Source organism: Lentiprolixibacter sp., from assembly GCF_982873095.1.
In genome coordinates this window covers 1-4524 of sequence record NZ_CEYNTP010000119.1, presented here as the reverse complement: position 1 = coordinate 4524, position 4524 = coordinate 1, and the positions used below count along the sequence as shown (strand labels likewise).

The window sequence follows — 4524 nt, the reverse complement described above, 5'->3', positions numbered from 1 at the left end:
TAACGAGGAATTACTTACAGGCGTTCCGTTTCAGATGAAACGCATAAAAGTCCGGGCTCGTATGCGGAACCAGGGACTTTTTTGAAATGGCTTTTCCTGTGGGTCCTTTTATGCCTGTTGGTACAGCACTTTTTTAACTGCCTTTACAACGTCCTCCGCGTTGGGCAGCCATTCTGCCAACAGTACCGGAGAGTAAGGTGCGGGGGTATCCGCAGTATTTAACCTCACAATTGGGGCGTCGAGATAATCAAATGCGTCTGACTGAACGTGATAGGTAATTTCTGTGGAAACATTACCAAATGGCCAGGCTTCCTCAAGGATCACAAGGCGGTTGGTCTTTTTCACCGATTTAAGAATGGCGTCATGGTCCATGGGGCGCACGGTCCTCAGGTCTATGATCTCGCATTGAATTCCTTCCTGCTCCAACTGGTCTGCCGCTTTGTAGGCCTCTTTGATGATCTTCCCAAAAGATACAATGGTAACATCTTTTCCCTCTCTCTTCACTTCTGCCACCCCAAGTGGAATAGTGTATTCCCCTTCTGGCACCTCACCCTTGTCCCCGTACATCTGTTCGGATTCCATAAAGATAACAGGGTCATCATCCCTTATGGCCGACTTAAGCAGCCCTTTTGCGTCATAGGGATTGGAGGGCACTACCACCTTTAATCCCGGGCAATTGGCATACCAACTTTCAAAGGCCTGGGAGTGTGTAGCTGCTAACTGTCCGGCTGAAGCCGTAGGTCCACGGAATACCATGGGGATATTAAATTGACCACCTGACATCTGCCGCATTTTAGCTGCGTTATTGATGATCTGGTCAATCCCTACCAGGGAGAAATTGAAGGTCATAAACTCAATGATGGGACGGTTGCCATTCATGGCAGATCCCACACCTATTCCTGCAAATCCCAATTCGGAAATGGGGGTATCCAGTACGCGATCAGGTCCAAATTCATCCAACATGCCTTTAGAAGCCTTGTACGCTCCATTGTATTCCGCTACTTCCTCGCCCATTAAATAAATAGAATCATCCCGTCGCATTTCTTCCGACATGGCTTCCGCTATGGCCTCTCTGAATTGAATTGTTCTCATGTTGTACTCGTTTAGGCGATTTTTGGCGCCGTTGAGGCTGACAAAAATAGGAAAATATCGGCCAAAAAAACAGCAGTACAAATCAAAAATATTTACAAATTTTATTATGCGTGCATAGTAAATTTCAAATATATTGGCTATCTTTGAGATCGAATTTTAACTGATTTTATAAACCCATTTTCTTATGAAAATATTAGTCTGTATCAGCAACGTTCCCGATACAACATCCAAGATCAACTTCACCGCAGACAACACCAAATTTGACACTACTGGAGTACAGTTTGTGATCAACCCCAATGATGAATTTGGCCTTACCCGTGCCATGTGGTTTAAGGAAAAACAAGGGGCTAGTGTACATGTGGCTACCGTTGGCGACAGTAGTGTGGAACCTACCATGCGCAAAGCCCTCGCTATAGGTGCCGACGAAGGAATCCGGGTAGATGCCCAACCTACAGACGGGTTATTTGTGGCCCGGCAATTGGCAGAAGTTGTCAAAAACGGGGAATATGACCTGATCATAGCAGGCAGGGAATCCATTGATTACAACGGTGGTATGGTTCCCGGGATGATGGCTGCCATGCTGAACATGAATTTCGTAAATACCTGCGTAGGCTTGGAGGTTGATGGGACAACCGCCATTGCAGAACGCGAGATCGATGGCGGAAAAGAGAAGTTAGAGGCTTCCCTCCCACTCATCATCGGTGGCCAAAAAGGCCTGGTGGAAGAGAGCGATCTCAGGATACCCAATATGCGTGGAATTATGATGGCCCGACAAAAAAAATTGAATGTAATCCCTCCGGTCGACGCTACAAGCAGCACTGAGGAGATCAAATTTGAACGGCCTGCACCCAAGGGCGAAGTAAAAATGGTGAGTGCCGATAACCTGGATGAGCTAATCGATCTTTTACACAACGAAGCCAAGGTAATTTAAACTACACAGCAGGTTCTAACAAAAACAAAAACAGAAAATACATGTCAGTTCTAGTATATACCGAATCGGAAAAAGGAAAATATAAGAAAAGTGCCTTTGAGGTGGCCTCCTATGCTAAGGAGATTGCAGACCAAATGGGCACAGAGGTAACAGCAGTAGCTTTTCATCTTGATTCACCTGAATCTATAGGGCAATACGGTGTTTCAAAAGTATTGCATCTTACGGATGCCAAACTGGAGACCTTTAATGCCAGGGCCTATGCCGAAGTATTAAGTGATATAGCTGAGGCGGAGAAGGCATCGGTAATCGTGGTGAGCTCCAGCACAGATGCCAAATACATGGCCGGGATTTTGGCTGGGAAACTCAATGCGGGGTATGCCACCAACGTGGTTGCTGCCCCGGAAAGCAGCTCCCCCCTCGTAGTAAAGCGTACGGCCTTTACAAACAAAGGATTCATGTTTACGGAGCTGAAGGCCGACACCAACATCATAGGTGTTTCCAGTAATGCCTTTGGAACGCAGGAGCGTCCCACAACCGCTACGGTTGAAGCCTTTACGCCTGCATTGGATGATGGCCATTTCGGGACAAAATCCGTGGAAATCGATAAGGTGGTTGGAAAAGCGACCATTGCCGATGCTGATGTTGTGGTCTCTGCCGGAAGAGGGCTTAAAGGGCCTGAGAACTGGGGTATGGTCGAAGAACTCGCCGATGTTCTCGGTGCTGCTACCGCATGTTCCAAACCGGTTTCAGACCTGGGTTGGAGGCCCCATGGCGAACACGTGGGTCAGACAGGAAAGCCTGTGGCCAGCAATCTGTACATCGCCATCGGGATTTCAGGTGCCATACAGCACCTGGCCGGGGTGAGTGCCTCTAAGGTGAAAGTGGTCATCAATACGGACCCGGAAGCTCCTTTTTTCAAGGCTGCAGATTATGGAATAGTCGGGGATGCCTTTGAAGTAGTACCGAAACTCACGGAAAAATTAAAGGAATTTAAGGCCCAAAACGCCTAATTTTTTGTTAATTTGTGCCTTTGAAGGGCTGTTTAAATAACAGGTCGGACCTTTTGTTTAAACAGCCTTTTTTTGCATGAAAGATTCGGATGAGTTTAGTTCGTTTACAAATAAAAGGCATATCCTACAGCCAGACCCAGAACGGGGCCTATGCCCTTATCCTGAACGAGGTGGATGGTGACCGCAAACTACCTATCGTCATCGGGGCTTTCGAAGCCCAGTCGATCGCAATTGCCCTGGAAAAGGAAATAAAACCTCCAAGGCCTTTGACCCATGACCTCTTTAAGAATTTCGCCAACAGGTTTGAAATTGTAATCAAGCAGGTCATTATCCACAAACTGGTAGACGGGGTATTCTACAGCAGTATTATTTGTGAAAGGGATAAGATCGAGGAAATCCTCGACGCCCGGACCAGTGACGCCATTGCTCTTGCCCTGCGTTTTAACGCACCAATATTTACCTATAAGACCATTTTGGACAAGGCAGGTATTTTCCTGAAATTTTCCTCTAAGGATAAGGAAAAGGAAGGGGATGACAGCATAGTGGTAGATGAAATCCTGCAAGAAGGGGAAACCGTGGAAATTGATTCTGGCAGCACTCCGCCTTACAAGGAACTAAGTCTCGAGGAATTGCATAAGGAGCTGGACAAGGCTGTGGCCAATGAGGATTACGAGAAGGCCGCCCAACTTCGGGATGAAATCTCAAAACGCAAGTGATATCCCCCTGACAGATGAGATTCAGCACCTGGTTATTCCCTCTGCTTTTTTTATTTACCATACCCTTATTTCCGCAGGAAGTAACGGCAGTTGCTGATAGCACCCTGATTGAACTACCCGTAACAGCTGTAGTTCAGGAAGACCTATCGACCCTTGTACCCAACCAGGGCTTTACTACCCAGTCTTTGTGGCGGGGCATCCTGGGCATGGGTGTACTCCTGCTCATTGCCTTTGCGTTCAGTGCAAACCGCAAGGCCATTAACTGGAAAACCGTAGGGATTGGTTTGGGGATCCAATTGGCGTTGGCCGTCGGCATCCTGAAAGTCCCCCTGGTTCAGAGCATTTTCCAGGCGATTGGAACTTTTTTTGTCAAAATACTGGACTACACCCTCGCAGGAAGTGAGTTTTTGCTGGGGAGCCTGCTAAATGTCGACAACCCGAATATCGGATATGTATTTGCCTTCCAGATCCTGCCCACCATAATATTCTTTTCGGCCCTTACCTCTGTTCTTTTTTATCTAGGGATCATCCAGAAAGTTGTCAGGGCACTTGCATGGCTGCTGACCAAGACCCTTGGGATATCCGGGGCGGAAAGCCTTTCCGTTGCCGGAAATATCTTTCTGGGACAAACGGAATCCCCACTCATGATCAAGGCCTACCTGGAGAAAATGAACCGGTCCGAAATCCTCCTGGTAATGATCGGGGGTATGGCCACTGTAGCCGGAGGGGTACTTGCTGCCTATATCGGTTTCCTGGGGGGTACAGACGATGCCCT

General features: G+C 47.6%; 5 protein-coding genes. 4 read left to right on the top strand and 1 reads right to left on the bottom strand.

Features of this window, described 5'->3' with window-relative positions; translation table 11 throughout:
- Positions 1 to 108 precede the first annotated feature (108 nt).
- Complete coding sequence (locus AC4E7D_RS08385) at positions 109 to 1092, bottom strand: pyruvate dehydrogenase complex E1 component subunit beta (RefSeq protein WP_490173356.1); 984 nt, start codon at positions 1090 to 1092, stop codon at positions 109 to 111.
- A gap of 184 nt (positions 1093 to 1276) precedes the next feature.
- Between AC4E7D_RS08385 and AC4E7D_RS08380 the strand changes: the two genes are divergently transcribed.
- From AC4E7D_RS08380 to AC4E7D_RS08365, 4 genes are all read left to right on the top strand, one after another.
- Complete coding sequence (locus AC4E7D_RS08380) at positions 1277 to 2023, top strand: electron transfer flavoprotein subunit beta/FixA family protein (protein ID WP_490173355.1); 747 nt, start codon at positions 1277 to 1279, stop codon at positions 2021 to 2023.
- 41 nt (positions 2024 to 2064) lie between these two features.
- Complete coding sequence (locus tag AC4E7D_RS08375; protein WP_490173354.1) at positions 2065 to 3033, top strand: electron transfer flavoprotein subunit alpha/FixB family protein; 969 nt, start codon at positions 2065 to 2067, stop codon at positions 3031 to 3033.
- 89 nt (positions 3034 to 3122) lie between these two features.
- Positions 3123 to 3749, top strand: a complete 627-nt coding sequence (locus AC4E7D_RS08370) for a bifunctional nuclease family protein (protein ID WP_490173353.1) — start codon at positions 3123 to 3125, stop codon at positions 3747 to 3749.
- 14 nt (positions 3750 to 3763) lie between these two features.
- A partial coding sequence (locus AC4E7D_RS08365) for a Na+ dependent nucleoside transporter N-terminal domain-containing protein (protein WP_490173352.1) occupies positions 3764 to 4524 on the top strand: 761 nt, incomplete at its 3' end.